Here is a 16,722-nt window from a genome sequence, read left to right as displayed (position 1 = left end):
CCCCCCCCCCCCCTTTGCCAATAAAGATTCTGTTTTTTCTCTTGATAAATAACCTTTGCCACCAGCAGCAAGTCCTTCAAGATTTTTAAATAATCACTCTAATAGAATCCGGTTCTTTAAGTATTGGTAATTTAAAGTGATCTGTGGTTAATTAAAAATCAATAAGTTAATCAAATATTTTTAATATGGTGTATAATAAAAACATAGTCCGCTTATATTTTGGTTTGACATCATATGAATTTTTTGTTTACTAGGATTAATGATGTTCTACGTAAAGAACTCCCTACCAATAACACTGGGGCAGAAGCAACTCTTTCCGTTGGAGAAAGTTTAGTACTTGTAATCAATGTCTGTGAAAAACAGAACATTGATAAAAGTCTTTTGATGGAACTGAAGCGGCTTTATCTTGAAGGAACAAAAAATGATGAGGAAAGAGAATTTATCAAAGAAATGACGCAGGTTTTTTTGGATAAACATTTTAGTGTTCAATCAGATCCAAAAACGATAAGCGAAGATCCTATCAGACGATATTTTGAAACAAATTTGGCCTATTTTATTTTACAAAATAAGGCTGAGTCATTAGCACATGCTCAATTAGAGCAGTTTACGCAAAATCTGCAACAACGATTATTTTCTTTGCCTGAGTTTAATCACGAAAAACGGATAAAGGTAGAATGTATCCTTAAAGGCAATATGGATAAGAACTTACTGAATAAGTATGAATTAGAATACGCAGAATTAATACATAAACTGTTAACACAGAACTATTATGGCTTATCCGAGAAAGCGTGTAAAAACCTATATCAAATTGCGTCTAGCACTATTCTGGCAACATTAAATACGCAAATTGATAAGTCCATGCCTATTGATATTTATAGCGACAGTATCTTTACCATGGGCATGGATGGAAGAGGACGTATTATTAAAGAGGGACAGGATGAGGTCAGAACTACCGCAAAAGGCTTAATGAAATCTACCTCGCCTCTTCCAATGTATCATGACGTAGTGAATCCTGTAGAGGAGCATTACAAACAAGAGGAATTTTCACCATTTCAACGCTCAGTGGATCAGGCTGATTTCATGATAGAGAGTGGATGGTGTCAACATTTATTTTCGCGGCAAACGCAGCCTTATTCTAACGGTATTTCAAGTACGACCTTGGCTCTGATTAGAAACATCATCTTACAAAAAAGACTAGGAAATCCTTATTTTAATGACAACTTTAAAGAATATTTGTCTATTTTTTCGTCATTAATGATTTACAACAGTGGAGGCCACTCGTTTTTTGAAATTTTTGAGGTGCTTAAATTATCTTTTTGTAAAGAGCTATTAGATACGAATGTTGAGCTCTTCAATGCTCTGGAAGATGATAGCCTTATGTATAAAGTCTTATATCTTGATCATCAGCAAGAGTTTGAGTTTGCACTTCAAGAGACCCAAAGATTTACACAAATCCTTCTAAATAAGAAATTACTTAATGCGCAAATAAAAAAGAAAAATGAAGGGGATATGGAATTGATATCCAGGCCTTTGACTCATGCGAAGTTAGAATCAATACATCATGCAGTGTTAAATTTTAGTGCAGGAGAATTAGTAAAAGTACTTGAAAAGCATTTGGAAGACGTTGATATTCCTAACCAAAAAGGTTGGAGCCCACTGATGGTTGCTTCTCAGTTAGGAAAAACAGAACATGTCAGAGTGTTACTCAAAGCTGGAGCAAACATAAAGAAAAAAGTAGGTGGTTTTTCACCCCTGGAGCTCGCCATAAAAGGCGAGAAATTTGATACTGTTAAAGTTCTGCTTAATGCTGGTGCGCCTGTCAAGCAAAGGAGCATATCCAAAGGAAGTATAAAAAAGAGAGCACCAGCATTATATCTGGCTTGTCGTCAAAATGATATGCGTATTCTTAATGCGATGATGAGTAAGGGCAATTGGAATATTGAGGACAAGACTGATGCTATTTTAGTTGCATTACAAATTGAGAATTTGGACGCTGTAAAGGTTTTAATGCAAAGTTTAACTTCTAAAGAAAAGCAAACGTACTTTTCTGCGAGATATAAATTCTTACTACTTAAAGAGGCTGTTGCTTTAGGAAATGTTCAATTAATTGACCAACTGGTGAAGCTTGATATTCTTCCTTCCAGTACTGTTCATTATAATGAATTATTTCAGGCATCGGTAACACTAGGTTTTTTGCCCGTGACCAAATATTTATTGGATTTGGCTCAGAGTATCCAAAAGCCTCAACTACCCATGGATATGAATGCAGCATTAACAGTCGAGCTGGAAAATAACCGTTTTGAAACGGCCGTTCTCTTAATAATTTATGGGGCAGATCCTGAATCAATACCTACCAGTGCCAAGTATTTACAGGCATTTAATGCCTATTTACAGCACGCTCAACATTTTGATTTTTTATTCACCGAAAAAGACGTGGAAAAAATTAAAGCCAGGGCAAACTGTATTAATTCTGCTGTCACTAACAGACACAATAATAAATTTCATGGTTTTTTAAAAAACCTTATTGAATTCATGAATCGAATTTTACCTAATAGCTGGCGACTTGGTTATAACGATAAAATAGATGTTATCAACAACATTGCACAAGTCCTTGATATTAAAAAAAGTAGCCTGCATAAGTCAGGTATATTCGCCCCTAGTAGCCGCAGTGATAGCATGAAAAAAAGTGATAACCAGCGTAGCACAGGTAACAAAGATGAGACTACCGAACAGCATAAACCCAAGCCATAAACTAATGTAATGTATCAGGTCAGTTGGGAAGTTCACAAATGCTCTGGATTCTGGCTCAAAAAATATGGGCTAAATTTTTTTATATATCTGAACTTTGCGCCTACTATCCCCGAACTTGGCGATTAAACCTATTGCTTTAAATAAAATTACCTTCTCTACAGCATTTCGGGGTGTTACATGCACAATCAGGGCAAACGCATCTAAATTATGAACATAAATCGCCACTCTTTTGCCTACGTCCTGTGCTTTATGCGCAGGATCCATGCGATCTTAGTGCAGGCAAAGATCTGGATTCTGCGCATAAAGCGCAGAACGTAGGCGTCTTGGTCTTAGATAATACGTTTAGATGCGTTTACCCTGCGTGCACAATTTATAATTGTGCGAAGATTATGTTCTTAGTCTAATATTATCAATTAGGTGAAATTACTAGAGCCAAATTAATCTATGCCTAATCCATTTGATGAAAATAGAAAAGCAAACAATCATGCTCTCGGCGCAACATGGACTGGAACAGGAGTGAATTTTGCAATTTATTCATCAAGTGCTGAACGAGTAGAACTCTGTATTTTTAGAGGAAAAAATAATAAAGAAGAGCGGCGCGAACTTAAAAAAAGAGGGTGTAATATATTTTACGATTATTACAGTGATTTGGCGCCGGGCGATAAATATGGTTATCGAGTACATGGAGCTTATTCACCCGAAGATGGATTATTTTTTAATCCAAATAAACTGCTTATTGATCCTTATGCCAAAAAATTATCATCAGTGCTAAAGGTGCACCCTGCTCATTTTCATCATGAGTTAGTTTGGAAGGTAGACAGCGCCCCATATACTCCAAAGTGCATCATTACAGACGCAACGATTAACACTACTTTTGTAAAAGCGCCAAATCATACGGGATCAATTATTTATGAGCTAAACGTCAAAGGTTATACTCAGAATTTAACGACTATAGAACAAAGGTTTAGAGGTAAATTTGCTGCTTTATCTGAACAATGTATGATTGATTATTTCAATAAGCTTGGTGTAACAACATTGGAAATCATGCCTATCCATGCTTATGTTACAGAAAAAGAAAAAAGTAATTTTTGGGGATATCAATCCATTAATTTTTTTTCACCTCATCCCGATTATTTAGCTTATAACGACATTAACGAAATTAAAACCACAATTGCGCGGTTACACGAAGCGAATATTAAAGTTATTTTGGATGTTGTTTATAATCATACTGGTGAAGGCGGTATAAACGGCCCCCTGCTAAGTTATAAGGGAATTGATAATTTAGCTTATTATCGTCAAAACCAAAATCATCAATACATTGATTATACAGGTTGTGGCAATTCATTAAATTTTGATAGTTCCATTGTGATACGTTTGGTCATGGATTCTTTGCGTTACTGGGTAGAATACATGCAAGTAGATGGTTTTCGATTTGACTTGGCATCACAACTTTTTCGTCAGTCTGCTGGGTTTAATAGCCAAAGTGGAATATATTACGCATTAATGCAAGATCCGATTATCAATCAGGTTAGCCTTATTGCAGAGCCATGGGATATGGGAGAATATGGCTATCAATTAGGAAATTTTCCCCCAAATTGGTTCGAATGGAACGATTTTTACCGTGATACCGTTCGCAAAACCTGGCTACTCCATGAAAAGAATACCTCAGACTTACTGAATGCTATTCTGGGAAGTCCTAATATTTTTTTTAAAAAACAAAAAACACCGTCTTCCAGCATCAATTATATTACCTGTCACGATGGATTCACATTAGAAGATTTAGTGTCTTATAACGAAAAAAATAATTGGGCTAACGGTGAAGCGAATAAAGACGGTTCTGATTATAACTTTAGTTACAACCATGGCGTAGAGGGAAAAACCAACGATCCGGATATAGTTTCGCAAAGAATAAAAGCAAAAAAAAATATGCTCACTACCCTACTACTTTCACAAGGGACGGCGATGCTTTTTTCCGGAGACGAAGTGGAGAACTCTCAAAGTGGTAATAATAATGCCTATTGTCAAGACAATGAAATCGGTTGGATAAACTGGGATAAAGATATATTTGATAATGACTTATTACAAACAATTTCTGCTTTGGTGCGTATACGAAATCAATTTAACCCTTTTTTTGCTGACAGTTACCATTATGAAAAAATGGTACTTCATGGAAATGAAATAAGAGCACTTAATGTTTTGAACAATAAAGGGCATATCGTCGATATAAATGAACCATTTCAAGAATGTCTGTTTGCTTTAATGTATGTGAAAAAGAGCGACGATACGCAAAAATGCTGTAGGTTTGATGTCCTGTATTGGATTATAAATTTGACTGATAGCCCTGCAGCAACGTTTTTTCCAGATGCTTTTTCTAAAACAAAACTTTACTTTAAATTATTACTTGATACAGCCGAATACAAAAAATCAGACAAAATTTTACCTTTATCAAATAAGGTTTATTTTGCTAGAACAAGGGACTGCCAATGCCAAAAAATATAAGTAATAAATTTAACGCAGTTATTCTTGCCGGTGGCAAAGGGGAACGGTTAGGATTGTTGTCTCAGAATAATCCTAAAAGCGGCTTGGTGTTTGGAGTTGATTACCGTTTAATCGATTTTGCAGTATGTAATTTAATCAACTCCAAAGTGAATAATATTTGCTGTATTCTACAATATTTGCCGCATATTATTATGCGGCATTTAACTGAACGATACAGGAAATATGAACATATTCGTTTTGATTTTTTAACGCCTTACCAATCCAGAGAAGGAAATATATCCTTCCTTGGAACTGCTGATGCTGTATGGAAAAACATCAATTTTTTGTCTTTAGATCAATACGAGCACACCATTATACTTCCTGCAGATCATATTTATAATTTTAATTTAGAAGAAGCGATGCGGTTTCATCACTTCAGTAAAACTGATGTGACTTTGATTTCTACAAATGTTAAAAAAGAAAATGCCGTAAAGTACGGTAATATTGTTACTGATCAACATAACACTATTATAAAATTCGATGAAAAACCCAAGAGTCCAACATTAGCCACTCCCAATCCCCTGGTAAGTACAGGTATTTATATATTCAATAATGAAGTTTTGAAGCAAATTTATTTGAATTTTTGTGAGCAAGGGAATTTGCCAAATGATTTTGGCTATGATACTTTTCCAAAAATAATTAGCTCGCATACAGTAAAGTCTTTTAATTTAGATACACTAAATGGGGACTATTATTGGAATGATATTGCATCTATTGATGATTATTGTAAATCAACATTCGACTTTATAGATGGCTTAATCAATCTTAATGGCTTTTTTATGAAGTTGACTGATAAAAAACGCATTTCTGATTCTTTTGTCTCCGCAGACTTTCATAGAAAAAATAATTCAAAAATTAAAATTGATCATTCAATCTTGTTTAGTAATTGCGAGATAGGGGAAGGAACTCTTATTCAAAATTCGATTGTTCATCCAAATGTTAAAATTGGTAAAAACTGTTTCATTAAAGATACGTTTATCCCTGAGGGTATCTCAATTTCGGATAGTGTTTCTTTAGAGCAGTTCATCCCTGATCAAAAATTCATTGATACATTTCAACATGGTTTTAAATTATTGTGAAAAATAAAACAAAAATTCTTCTTGCTGCTATTGAGATATATCCTTACGTTAAAAGAGGCGGTCTTGCAGACAGTATTTATGGGCTAAGTAACGCTCTTTTTGAAAAAAATATAGATTTAAAACTCATCCTTCCAGGGTTTAAAGGTATTGTAAATGAGGTAACCCAAGAAAAAATAGTTTTGGATGAACAGACAGAGTTTTACCACAATAAACGGGTTACCTTCCAGGTTATATACGGGCATTTGCAACATATTAAAAGCGGTTGTTATGTTATTAAAAGTAACCTGTTCGAGGCTATTGAAAACCCTTATGATTTGCCTGAGTCGTTACAAGACTTCGCAGTTTTTTCTTTTTTTTGCAAAAAAATAGCTTATTTTATAGGTAGTTTAAAAAACAAAAATTCCATAGACATTGTTCATTGCCATGATTGGCATACAGCCTTGATTCCTGTTTATCTAAATCAATACAAAATTTCTGTTAAAACAATCTTAACCATTCACAACATTCTTTATCAAGGAATTTTTAACGCCAATGTTTTTCCTACTCTGGACTTGGAAAAAGATTATTACTCTGTAGATAAAATGGAGTTTTATGGACAATTAAATTTTTTAAAAGCAGGAATTGTATATGCTCATCATATAACAACTGTATCACCACAATATGCTTATGAAATTCTGACGCCTGAGTTCGGTGCGGGCTTGGATGGAGTGTTACGCAGCAAAGTTCATCAACCGATTGGCGTATTAAACGGTGTTGATGACACTGTATGGAATCCTGAAATTGATGTTCATGCCGCTCAAAATTACTCAGTTGAAACATTAGGCGCAAAAGAGAGGAATAAAATCTATCTTTTAAATAAATTAAACTATTCTTCTGAAGAGATAAATAATTGTTCTGTGGCAGTAATCAGCCGATTGTGCTCAGAAAAAGGGATTGACTTGATTTTTAAATATGCCTCTTATTTTAATGAAGAAAAAATAAATCTAATCATGTTATTAAGCAAAAACAAAAACTATTCCGATAAAATTGCCCAGATTAAGCTGAATTATAAAAATATTCGAATTATTGAGGAGTTTGATGAAAAGTTGGCTCACCAAATCATATTAGGCTCTGATTTGGTCATGATCCCTTCCTATACTGAACCTTGTGGTCTTGTGCAAATGTATGCAATGAAATACGGTACCTTGCCTTACGTGAGGAATATTGGAGGCCTACACGACACGGTGTCAGACTATTTTCTTCAAAGTCCAGAGAGTGCAACAGGGTTTTCTTTTAAATCTGATGATGAGTTTTTAGATAAACTCGTTAAAATCGTGTTTTTGTATAATACTCATCAAGAAAGATGGCGCAAAATACAAAAAAAAGCCATGAAAACTACTTTTAGCTGGAATGATGCTGCTGCATTTTATGCTAATTTTTACACAAAAATACTTGAGTAGACAGTTTTGAGCTGTATCTATTTTTTTCTGTAGCCGAAGAAAAGTTAATAATCCCCCCATATTTTTGCCACTCAGTGTGGAGAATTAGCTCCATCACTTGATGGTCTTCTTGTATGTTATTAATACAAATGTCTTCTGTTCCAAAGTTACTGATAATCAGAATATTTTCATGTTCATATTTTCTCATAAAAACAAAACAAGTTTTTGGTACATTATCATGTTCAATCCATTTAAATTGATTGGGCTCATGTTCATTAAAATATAAACATGGAAAATGACGATACAATGTATTTAAGTCACAAATTAATTTTCTAAGAAAAACGCTAGCAGGCTTATCTTTATACTCATCCCATTGAAGTTGCTGGTTAAAATGCCATTCTTGGTTTAATGCTAATTCATTACCCATAAAAGATAGTTTTTTTCCTGGAAAAAAACACTTAAATGCAAAAATAGCTTTTAAGGTTGAAAATTGTTCATGAGGCTGGCCTGATATTTTTTCAAGCAAAGATCGTTTGCCATGCACCACTTCGTCGTGACTATAAGGCAAAACTACTTTTTCATGAAAATGATAGGAGGTTAAATTTTTTATATCGTGCTCATGAGCAAGGCGATTCTTTGGTGTTTTTTGAATATAAGACAGGGTGTCATTCATCCATCCCATATTCCATTTAAAATCAAACCCCAATCCGCCATGAATAACGAGTTCAGTCACCTTGGGGAAGGCAGTAGATTCCTCGGCAAAAAGTAAAACATCAGGATGGTAATATTGCAATACGGTGGTAAGTTTTTGGATAAATTTTATAGCTTCAAGATTATGGTTGCCACCATAAATATTAGGCTGCCACTCTCCTGGCCCTTTGCTGTAATCCAAATAAATCATTGAGCTCACAGCATCGACTCTTAATCCATCAACATGGTATTTCTCTAGCCATAATAAAGCACTGTTAATTAAAAAATTAACTACAAATGGGCTACCATAATTAAAAATATAACTTTTCCAGTCATTATGAAAGCATTTAGGCCACTCCGGATATTCATAGATACTTTGGCCATCAAATAAGCGTAATCCATGTTCATCTCCAGGAAAATGAGAAGGAACCCAATCCAATATCACTCCAATGCCTTGTTGATGACAAGCGTCTATAAAATAAGCAAAATCCTCAGGATTGCCATAGCGTGAGGTTGGGGAAAAATAGCCCAGTGTTTGATAGCCCCAAGAAGGATAATAAGGGTGTTCCATAATAGGGAGGAGTTCAATGTGGGTATAATTGAGGCTCTTGACATAAGGAATAAGATGCTCGGAAATTTCTCTATAATTTAAAAAACCATCATTGGAATCTCTTAACCAAGAACCTAAGTGGCATTCATAGATACTAATTGGCATTTTATGTGGATTATTATGCCTTCTTTTAGCCAGCCATTTTGTATCATTCCACTGAAAATTGTTAATGTTGAAAATACGAGAAGCGTGAGGAGGGTGATTTTCACTCCAAAAAGCAAAAGGATCTGCTTTTAAAAGTGGTTCTTTATCAAATTCGCTCTCAATATAAAATTTATAAAACTGACCGTTATAAACATTACTTAATTTTATTTCCCATAAATTAGAAATGTCATTTTTTGTTAAAATATCTTTGTTTGCATCCCAATTATTGAAATCACCAATAACGCTCACTTTTTTTGCGTGAGGGGCGTAAACAGTAAAAGAAAATGTCTTATTTGAGACTGCTCCAATTTGCTGGGCGCCAAGATAATGATGGTATTTAAAAAAATATCCATTTTTAAATAATAAGTGTGTTTCTCGGTTCAATGTTGGCATGCTAATGTTGGTGGGAAACCAAGATGGTAATGCCATTATTCCTTACTTCGTGATCCCTTTCAATATTGGATAACTTCAAGTCATTACTGTCAATTTTATGCGTGAATAAATAATCATTTTGCTTGAGAAAATTGCTTAAATTAATTTTCTCACCCGAGTTATTTAAGATTAACACAGATGATTGATTGATATTTTCTTTTTTTAATACAATAAGTTTACCTTTGTTGTGTGTGGATAATGTTCCTGAAAACGAAAAAATATTTTTTAATTTATTGATTTTAGTTAATTCACAACAAATGTTGAACGTATTTTCCTCCCAGTCAAGGGGAGTTGTTTCTTGCACATGCAGTGCTTTTTGAAAGCCAAATTCAAATCCTATTGGAACCATAACACCATGAGAAACAAACGCAGCCATTAAATATTGGCAAATAGAATTATTTTTATTTTCGGAAGCGTTGTAATTTTTTTTAGAGACTCTTAATGTATCATGAGATTCTGGAAAGCCAATGCTGGGAATCTGGTACGTCGCATTAAAATCATCTATGAACCAAGAAGATTGATAATCCCACCAGTGGACACTGTTAAAAATATAATCAAATCCAGCATGATAGGTAGCAATGGTTTCATCCAGTCGACATCCAAGTGTTTCTGCTGTGAATAATAATGATGGATTTAAATTTTTACTGTAGTCAATGAGCTCTTTCCATACTAAAGGTGGTATTTGATACGCTGCATCACAACGAAAACCATCTATCCCTATTGCAATTAATTTTTTTAAATAATTTTTCCAATAACTGATTAATTCATCCGTTGTTTTTTTATCTTGATAATTGAGTTGAGCTAAATCATACCAAAAAATTTTTCGATGAAGAGTATCGTTATAACAGGCTGGATGCACAATAGACTGATCAGGCTGCTTTAAATACCAATCCAAATGTTTTTCGTTTAAATGGCTATCAATTGCTGTGTGGTTAATGACCAAATCAAGCATGATTTTCAAATCATTCTGGTGACAAAGGGTTACAAATTCTTTGATGTTTTCAATTGGCTCTTCATCTTTATTGCAAAATATTTTGTCAATGGTGTCGTGATTTTTAATTGAATATAAACTTTTTGAATAGCCCATTGTATGAAATGGATTAATATAGATCCAATCGAATCCCATTTTTTTAATTTTATATATGTATTTCTTCCATTCTCTATAAGGACCGGCCAGCCTTGGAAATAGATTATAGATGAGCATATTAATCCATTTGATTTTTAATATTTATAGGATTAATTATAGCACTGGTGTCTCATCAACATTCAATGCGTGGGTTAATTAGTATTCTATGAAAGTCCTAGTAAGAACCAGCGCATTACTATATTTTTGTGTGACATGATTTTAATGGTTACAGGAAGTGATGCAAAAGAGATACAACCTACAAACAGTTTGATTCAATCAAAATGGTGGTTTGGGAGCATTAGCCTGGTTTTCATTTCCTCGAAAGCTACCAACTTAAAGAATGGTGTGCATAAGTTAGATTGGGAGCTAAGTGTATAAAAATGTTAGTCAGCATCTGATTTTAGCCGAAAGATCTCGCCTTTCACTTCAATCGTATCTCCTGCAACCATCTTTTTTCTTTTCTGTTTTTCTATGAGACCGTTTACCAATACAGTACCAGAAGCTATCATATCCTTAGCTTCTGCTCCACTCGATGCAATACCTTCAAATTTAAGAATTTTAAAGAGTTCAACATATTCTTTATTAATGAAAACATCTTTCATATTATTTATTACTCCAGTCATTATGAGTTGTCGCAATCCTTGCTTATTAAGGAAGCAAGATAAAGGGTTTCAATTTCAGTTCTTGCCCATGGTGTTTTGCGCAAAAATTTAAGGCTTGATTTGATGCTGGGATTGGAAGAAAAACAATTAATCTTGACTCGTTCTGCCAATCCTTTCCAGCCATAACGAGTCAGTAAACTGGTTAAGATAGCCTCCAGGGTAATTCCGTGCAGTGGATCATTGGAAGTTCTTTGCATCAACTATACCTTTTTTGTTGTACATTGGGGATTTAGTCTCGACCTTGCGAAAGCAGATGAAGTGACAGTCAATAAATCAGTCATTACAGTCAGGCTAACTTTATAATCCCCCCATGTTCAAAGATTGAGGGGATATGTTCACTTGGAAAAGATACCTCTTTGAATTAGCAGGCCTGTTTGCTTGCCGAATTGCGATTAACAATATTTAACATCAATAATCTCATAATCGACCATGCCACCGGGAGTATTTACTGTTACTGTATCATCCAGCTCTTTACCGATTAAAGCACGTCCTATAGGCGAACTATAAGATATTTTATTTAACTTGATATCGGCTTCATCTTCACCAACGATTTGATAGGTTAATTCAGCATCTGTTGCCAAATGACATATCGTTACAGTCGCACCAAATACAACTTTTCCATTATTGGGTAATTTGCTGATATCAACTATCTGGGCGTGCGATAATTTCGCTTCAAGATCTTGAATTCGCCCTTCATTAAAGCTTTGCTGTTCACGAGCAGCATGATATTCCGCATTTTCTTTTAAGTCACCATGAGCTCTCGCAGTGGCAATCGCCTCTACAATTCGGGGACGATCAATAAATTTTAAGCGTTGTAATTCTTCTTTAAGTGCTTCCGCACCTTGAACTGTCATAGGATGTTTGCTCATATCCACCTCTAATGTAAATCCTGTAATCGAGTTACTGTTTCCCTATCTTCATATTTCATCGCCAGGCATGCGGCCTCAGCTCCTGATAATGTCGTAGTATAACTAACCTTATGCTGTAATGCATTGCGGCGAATTGCAAAAGAATCCGCAATGGCTTGCTTGCCTTCAGTTGTATTCACAATAAAATCAATTTCATTATTCTTTATAAAATCCAACACATGAGGTCTGCCTTCAGCGACCTTAAAGACCCTCCGGCAGTCTACGCCTGCAGCCTGAAGTGCCAAAGCCGTTCCACGTGTCGCTATAATTTCAAATCCCAACTCGATTAATCTCTTAGCTATCTCCCCCACGCGGGTTTTATCCGCATCACGAACAGAAACAAAAGCACGGCGCCTTTTAGCGATATTGCAACCCGCTCCTAACTGAGCTTTGGCATAAGCCTGGCCAAAACGCTTGGCTATACCCATGACTTCACCCGTTGATTTCATTTCAGGACCCAGTATGGAATCAACCCCGGAAAATTTTATGAATGGAAAAACGGGCAATTTTATCGAGTAAAAGGAAGGCATATGATGATTTTGAGTAAGCCCCTGTTCTCTAAGACTAACCCCCACTTTGCATAGTGCGGCTATTTTTGCCAAAGGTAATCCTGTGGCTTTGGAAACGAAAGGCACTGTTCTTGATGCCCGTGGATTGACTTCCAGAACATAAATGTCATCAGCCTGTATCGCAAATTGAGCATTAATTAACCCAACAACACCCAATTTTAGAGCCATTTGCTTCATTTGCTCTATTAAATCCTGCTGAACTACAACACTGATACTAAATGGAGGTAAAGTACAGGCCGAATCACCCGAGTGAATCCCTGCCTGCTCTATGTGTTCCATAATGGCGCCAATTAATACCTCTTTACCATCACACACCGCATCTATATCAACTTCTATGGCATCATTTAAAAATTTATCAAGCAAAACAGGAGAATCATGCGAGACCGCAACTGCATGCGAGAGGTAATAACGCAGATCATCTTCATGATAAACAATTTCCATCGCTCGGCCTCCAAGCACGTATGAAGGACGCACAACCAAGGGATAGCCAATCCGATTTGCCAATTCAATAGCCTCAGCCTCGCTGCGTACAGTACCGTTATCCGGTTGATGCAGCTTTAATTCAGTAACCAGTTGTTGAAATCGCTCTCTGTCTTCTGCCATATCAATGGCATCAGGAGACGTTCCAATAATTCTGACTCCATTTGCTTCAAGATCTTTAGCCAATTTTAAAGGAGTTTGGCCACCATAGTGAACGACCACTCCATAAGGTTGCTCCACATCGACTATGGACAACACATCTTCAAGAGTCACGGGTTCAAAATACAAGCGATCGGAGGTATCAAAATCAGTAGAAACGGTTTCAGGATTACAATTTACCATAATGGTCTGATAACCTGCATCTCTTAAGGACATGGCAGCATGGACGCAACAATAATCGAATTCTATACCCTGGCCTATACGGTTAGGCCCGCCACCGAGAATCATAATTTTTTTCTTATCCGGTTCAGGGCGAGCTTCACAGCTTCCGGCATAACATGAATACATATAAGCAGTGTCACTGGGAAATTCTCCAGCACACGAATCAATTCGTTTATAAACAGGTGTAACACCTAAGGCAAGACGATGTGCTCTTACATGTGCTTCACTACAGTACATCAAATGCGCCAGGTGCGCATCTGCAAAACCTCGGTGCTTGAGCAAGCGAAGCGTGGTTTTATCCAGCTCATGGATGGATTTGCCAAAAATCGAGCGTTCCAGTTGAACAAGCTCTTCTATTTGCGCCAGAAACCAGGGATCGACTCGGCTTTCCAAATGGATTTCTTCCAAAGACAGATTTTGCCGAAATGCATCGGCAATATACCAAAGCCTATCCGGTGTAGGCTCACGCAAATGCCCTCTTAATCGAGCCATATCCCCCTTTTGAAAAAGAGAATTTAAACCGGTTCGACCAATTTCAAGCCCACGAATTGCTTTTTGTAATGATTCCTGGAAATTAGAGCCTATAGCCATTACTTCACCCACGGACTTCATTTGAGTTGTTAATGTTGTAGGCGTTTGTGGAAATTTATCAAAATTAAAGCGTGGGATTTTTGTCACAACGTAATCAATACTTGGTTCAAAAGACGCAGGAGTTATACCGCCGGTGATTTCATTTTTTAACTCATCAAGAGTATAACCGACAGCTAACTTTGCAGCCACTTTTGCTATTGGAAATCCAGTAGCCTTGGAGGCCAAAGCAGAACTTCGAGATACTCTGGGGTTCATTTCAACCACCAACATGCGTCCATCTTCTGGATTGATTGCAAATTGAACGTTAGAGCCGCCCGTATCAACGCCAACCGCTCTTAATACTTTAATCGCAGCATCCCTCATGCGCTGATATTCTTTATCGGTCAATGTCTGGGCAGGAGCAACTGTAATCGAATCACCGGTATGCACACCCATAGGATCAAGATTTTCTATGGTGCACACAATAATACAATTATCATTTTTGTCACGCACCACTTCCATTTCATATTCTTTCCAGCCCAAAACCGATTCATCAATGAGCAATTCATGAGTTGGGGAAAGCTCCAAACCTCGGGTACAAATTTCCTCAAATTCTTCCCTGTTGTAGGCGATTCCACCTCCACTACCACCCATAGTGAATGAAGGACGAATAATCGCCGGGTAACCCAGGCGAGCCTGAACCTGTATTGCCTCTTCCAGACTATGAGCAATAGCTGAACGAGGCATATCAAGGCCGATTTGAATCATTAATTTGCGAAATTTTTCTCTGTCTTCTGCTTTATCTATAGCATCTCGTGTAGCACCTATCATCTCCACCGAATATTTGGCCAAAACACCTTCGCGGACCAAATCAAGCGCACAGTTCAATGCAGTCTGCCCTCCCATAGTCGGTAATAAAGCATCCGGACGTTCTTTCTCAATGATTTTTTCTACTTCTTTCCAGCATACTGGTTCTATGTACGTTGCATCAGCAAGCTCAGGATCAGTCATGATGGTTGCTGGATTAGAATTAACCAATATCACCCTATAGCCCTCTTCTTTTAAGGCTCTGACAGCTTGCGTACCCGAGTAATCAAACTCACAGGCTTGACCAATCACTATTGGTCCTGCTCCTAGAATGAGGATGGATTTAATATCAGTTCGTTTTGGCATAGTGGCAACAAAAAAAAGAAAAAAGTGATGTATTTTACCGGGTTTTGCTTAAACATTATACCCTTAGACGCTATTTCCTCACTTAATTTTTAAGTAAATTTAAATTTTTACAACTCCCAAAGCCCTTGACTGAGGTTAATCCCCCTATTCCATACAAAGCGTAAGGACTAAAGGTCTAATTGATTACATTACCAGGTTTTACAACAATCAAAGATTAAATTCATTTTTGAGTTATCAGGAGTTAATGAAAAAAGGGACATAACCAGGGTGAACACATTTGCTTGACCTTAGCAGTTAAATGACGTTTGATTCAATTCAGGCTAACGATGAAAATTAGATTTTTTACTGTATGCAGGACTAACTCTATGACTAAGAAAAACTATTGGGTTTACATGCTGTTATGTGACAATCAATCCTACTATACAGGATACACCGATAATCTGGAAAAACGTGTTCAATCGCACATCAACGGTACTGGCGGCTGCAAGTACACAAGAAGTTTTAAACCCATCTGTATCGCTCAATGCTGGATAATAGACGGGGATAAATCACTGGCAATGAAAATAGAGCGTGACATCAAGAAAAAATCACATCAACAAAAAACAAATCTTATACAAAACCCCGTCTCACTTTCCGCTGATCCGAGGATAAAACCGTACATCCCCATTCACCTTAATAACTAAAAAATCCTTAAATATAAAGATCAATGTACCTGGTAAGGTGTTAGATCCTGTATTACGACTTTGTCTAATACAGGCTACAATTACTTTTTAAAAGCCTGTAGCCTGTATTAGACAGAGTCGTAATACAGGAGGCCTCATCTTTATACCCCCCAACCCTCATCGATTACTCCGTTTTTAATAAAGCGATGAATTGTTGAATACGGCCATTCAACCGGTTTACTGACGTAACCATGTTTAACTGGATTAAAATGGATGTAATCCACATGAATTCGATAATCTTCATCATTTCTTATCCGGTGTTCCCAAAATCGAGCTTGCCACAGATTAATAGTTCCACGTTTATTTTTCTTTAAGGGAATATTTAACGCTATTAACGCTTGCGTAAAATAGGTTTTTATTAATCTTATTCGTTTTGAATACTCTGTGTCATCAACGGGTAATTGCCATATACAATGGAGATGCTCCGGCAAAACAACAAGAGCATGGGTCATGAAATGCGTTTTTGCTC

12 protein-coding genes are annotated in these 16,722 nt (G+C 36.3%); 5 read left to right on the top strand and 7 right to left on the bottom strand.

Going from position 1 to position 16,722, the window contains the following annotated elements; all coding sequences use genetic code 11:
• Positions 1-234: 234 nt before the first annotated feature.
• From Lwor_RS05750 to Lwor_RS05730, 4 genes are all read left to right on the top strand, one after another.
• A complete protein-coding gene (locus Lwor_RS05750; RefSeq protein ID WP_058492943.1) occupies positions 235-2,751 on the top strand; it encodes an ankyrin repeat domain-containing protein in 2,517 nt (838 codons plus the stop codon).
• A gap of 444 nt (positions 2,752-3,195) precedes the next feature.
• Positions 3,196-5,250: a glycogen debranching protein GlgX gene (gene glgX / locus Lwor_RS05740; protein ID WP_058492941.1), complete on the top strand. Its 2,055-nt coding sequence runs from the start codon at positions 3,196-3,198 to the stop codon at positions 5,248-5,250.
• Positions 5,235-6,368, top strand: a complete 1,134-nt coding sequence (locus Lwor_RS05735; RefSeq protein WP_058492940.1) for a sugar phosphate nucleotidyltransferase — start codon at positions 5,235-5,237, stop codon at positions 6,366-6,368. The genes glgX and Lwor_RS05735 overlap by 16 nt, the downstream gene beginning before the upstream one ends.
• The gene (locus Lwor_RS05730; RefSeq protein WP_058492939.1) at positions 6,365-7,807 is read left to right on the top strand and encodes a glycogen synthase; all 1,443 of its coding nucleotides are present in this window, start codon (positions 6,365-6,367) and stop codon (positions 7,805-7,807) included. The genes Lwor_RS05735 and Lwor_RS05730 overlap by 4 nt, the downstream gene beginning before the upstream one ends.
• Here Lwor_RS05730 and glgB read toward each other — a convergent pair.
• From glgB to carB, 6 genes are all read right to left on the bottom strand, one after another.
• Positions 7,779-9,659 (bottom strand): 1,4-alpha-glucan branching protein GlgB, encoded by a 1,881-nt coding sequence (glgB, locus tag Lwor_RS05725; protein ID WP_058492938.1) that lies wholly within the window; start codon positions 9,657-9,659, stop codon positions 7,779-7,781. The genes Lwor_RS05730 and glgB overlap by 29 nt on opposite strands.
• Entirely contained in the window at positions 9,625-10,866 is a 1,242-nt protein-coding gene (locus tag Lwor_RS05720) for an alpha-amylase family glycosyl hydrolase (protein ID WP_058492937.1), read from the bottom strand. The genes glgB and Lwor_RS05720 overlap by 35 nt, the downstream gene beginning before the upstream one ends.
• Positions 10,867-11,171: 305 nt before the next feature.
• Positions 11,172-11,411: an RNA-binding S4 domain-containing protein gene (locus Lwor_RS05715; protein ID WP_238584626.1), complete on the bottom strand. Its 240-nt coding sequence runs from the start codon at positions 11,409-11,411 to the stop codon at positions 11,172-11,174.
• Positions 11,411-11,647: a VF530 family protein gene (locus tag Lwor_RS05710; protein ID WP_058492936.1), complete on the bottom strand. Its 237-nt coding sequence runs from the start codon at positions 11,645-11,647 to the stop codon at positions 11,411-11,413. The genes Lwor_RS05715 and Lwor_RS05710 overlap by 1 nt, the downstream gene beginning before the upstream one ends.
• 195 nt (positions 11,648-11,842) lie before the next feature.
• Positions 11,843-12,319 carry a transcription elongation factor GreA gene (greA, locus tag Lwor_RS05705; protein WP_058492967.1) on the bottom strand — a complete coding sequence of 159 codons (477 nt, stop codon included), beginning with the start codon at positions 12,317-12,319 and terminating at the stop codon, positions 11,843-11,845.
• Between the two features lie 8 nt (positions 12,320-12,327).
• Positions 12,328-15,531 carry a carbamoyl-phosphate synthase large subunit gene (gene carB / locus Lwor_RS05700; protein WP_058492935.1) on the bottom strand — a complete coding sequence of 1,068 codons (3,204 nt, stop codon included), beginning with the start codon at positions 15,529-15,531 and terminating at the stop codon, positions 12,328-12,330.
• Between the two features lie 365 nt (positions 15,532-15,896).
• Between carB and Lwor_RS05695 the strand changes: the two genes are divergently transcribed.
• Entirely contained in the window at positions 15,897-16,214 is a 318-nt protein-coding gene (locus Lwor_RS05695) for a GIY-YIG nuclease family protein (protein WP_058492934.1), read from the top strand.
• A 140-nt stretch (positions 16,215-16,354) separates the two neighbouring features.
• On the opposite strand, the gene Lwor_RS13315 is transcribed toward Lwor_RS05695, so the two are convergent.
• A partial coding sequence (locus Lwor_RS13315; protein ID WP_065235843.1) for an REP-associated tyrosine transposase occupies positions 16,355-16,722 on the bottom strand: 368 nt, incomplete at its 5' end.

Origin of the sequence: Legionella worsleiensis (genome assembly GCF_001467535.1) — a bacterium.
GTDB lineage: Bacteria > Pseudomonadota > Gammaproteobacteria > Legionellales > Legionellaceae > Legionella > Legionella worsleiensis.
The sequence above is the reverse complement of the archived record's forward strand: the minus strand, read 5'-3'. Positions and strand labels throughout refer to the sequence as shown.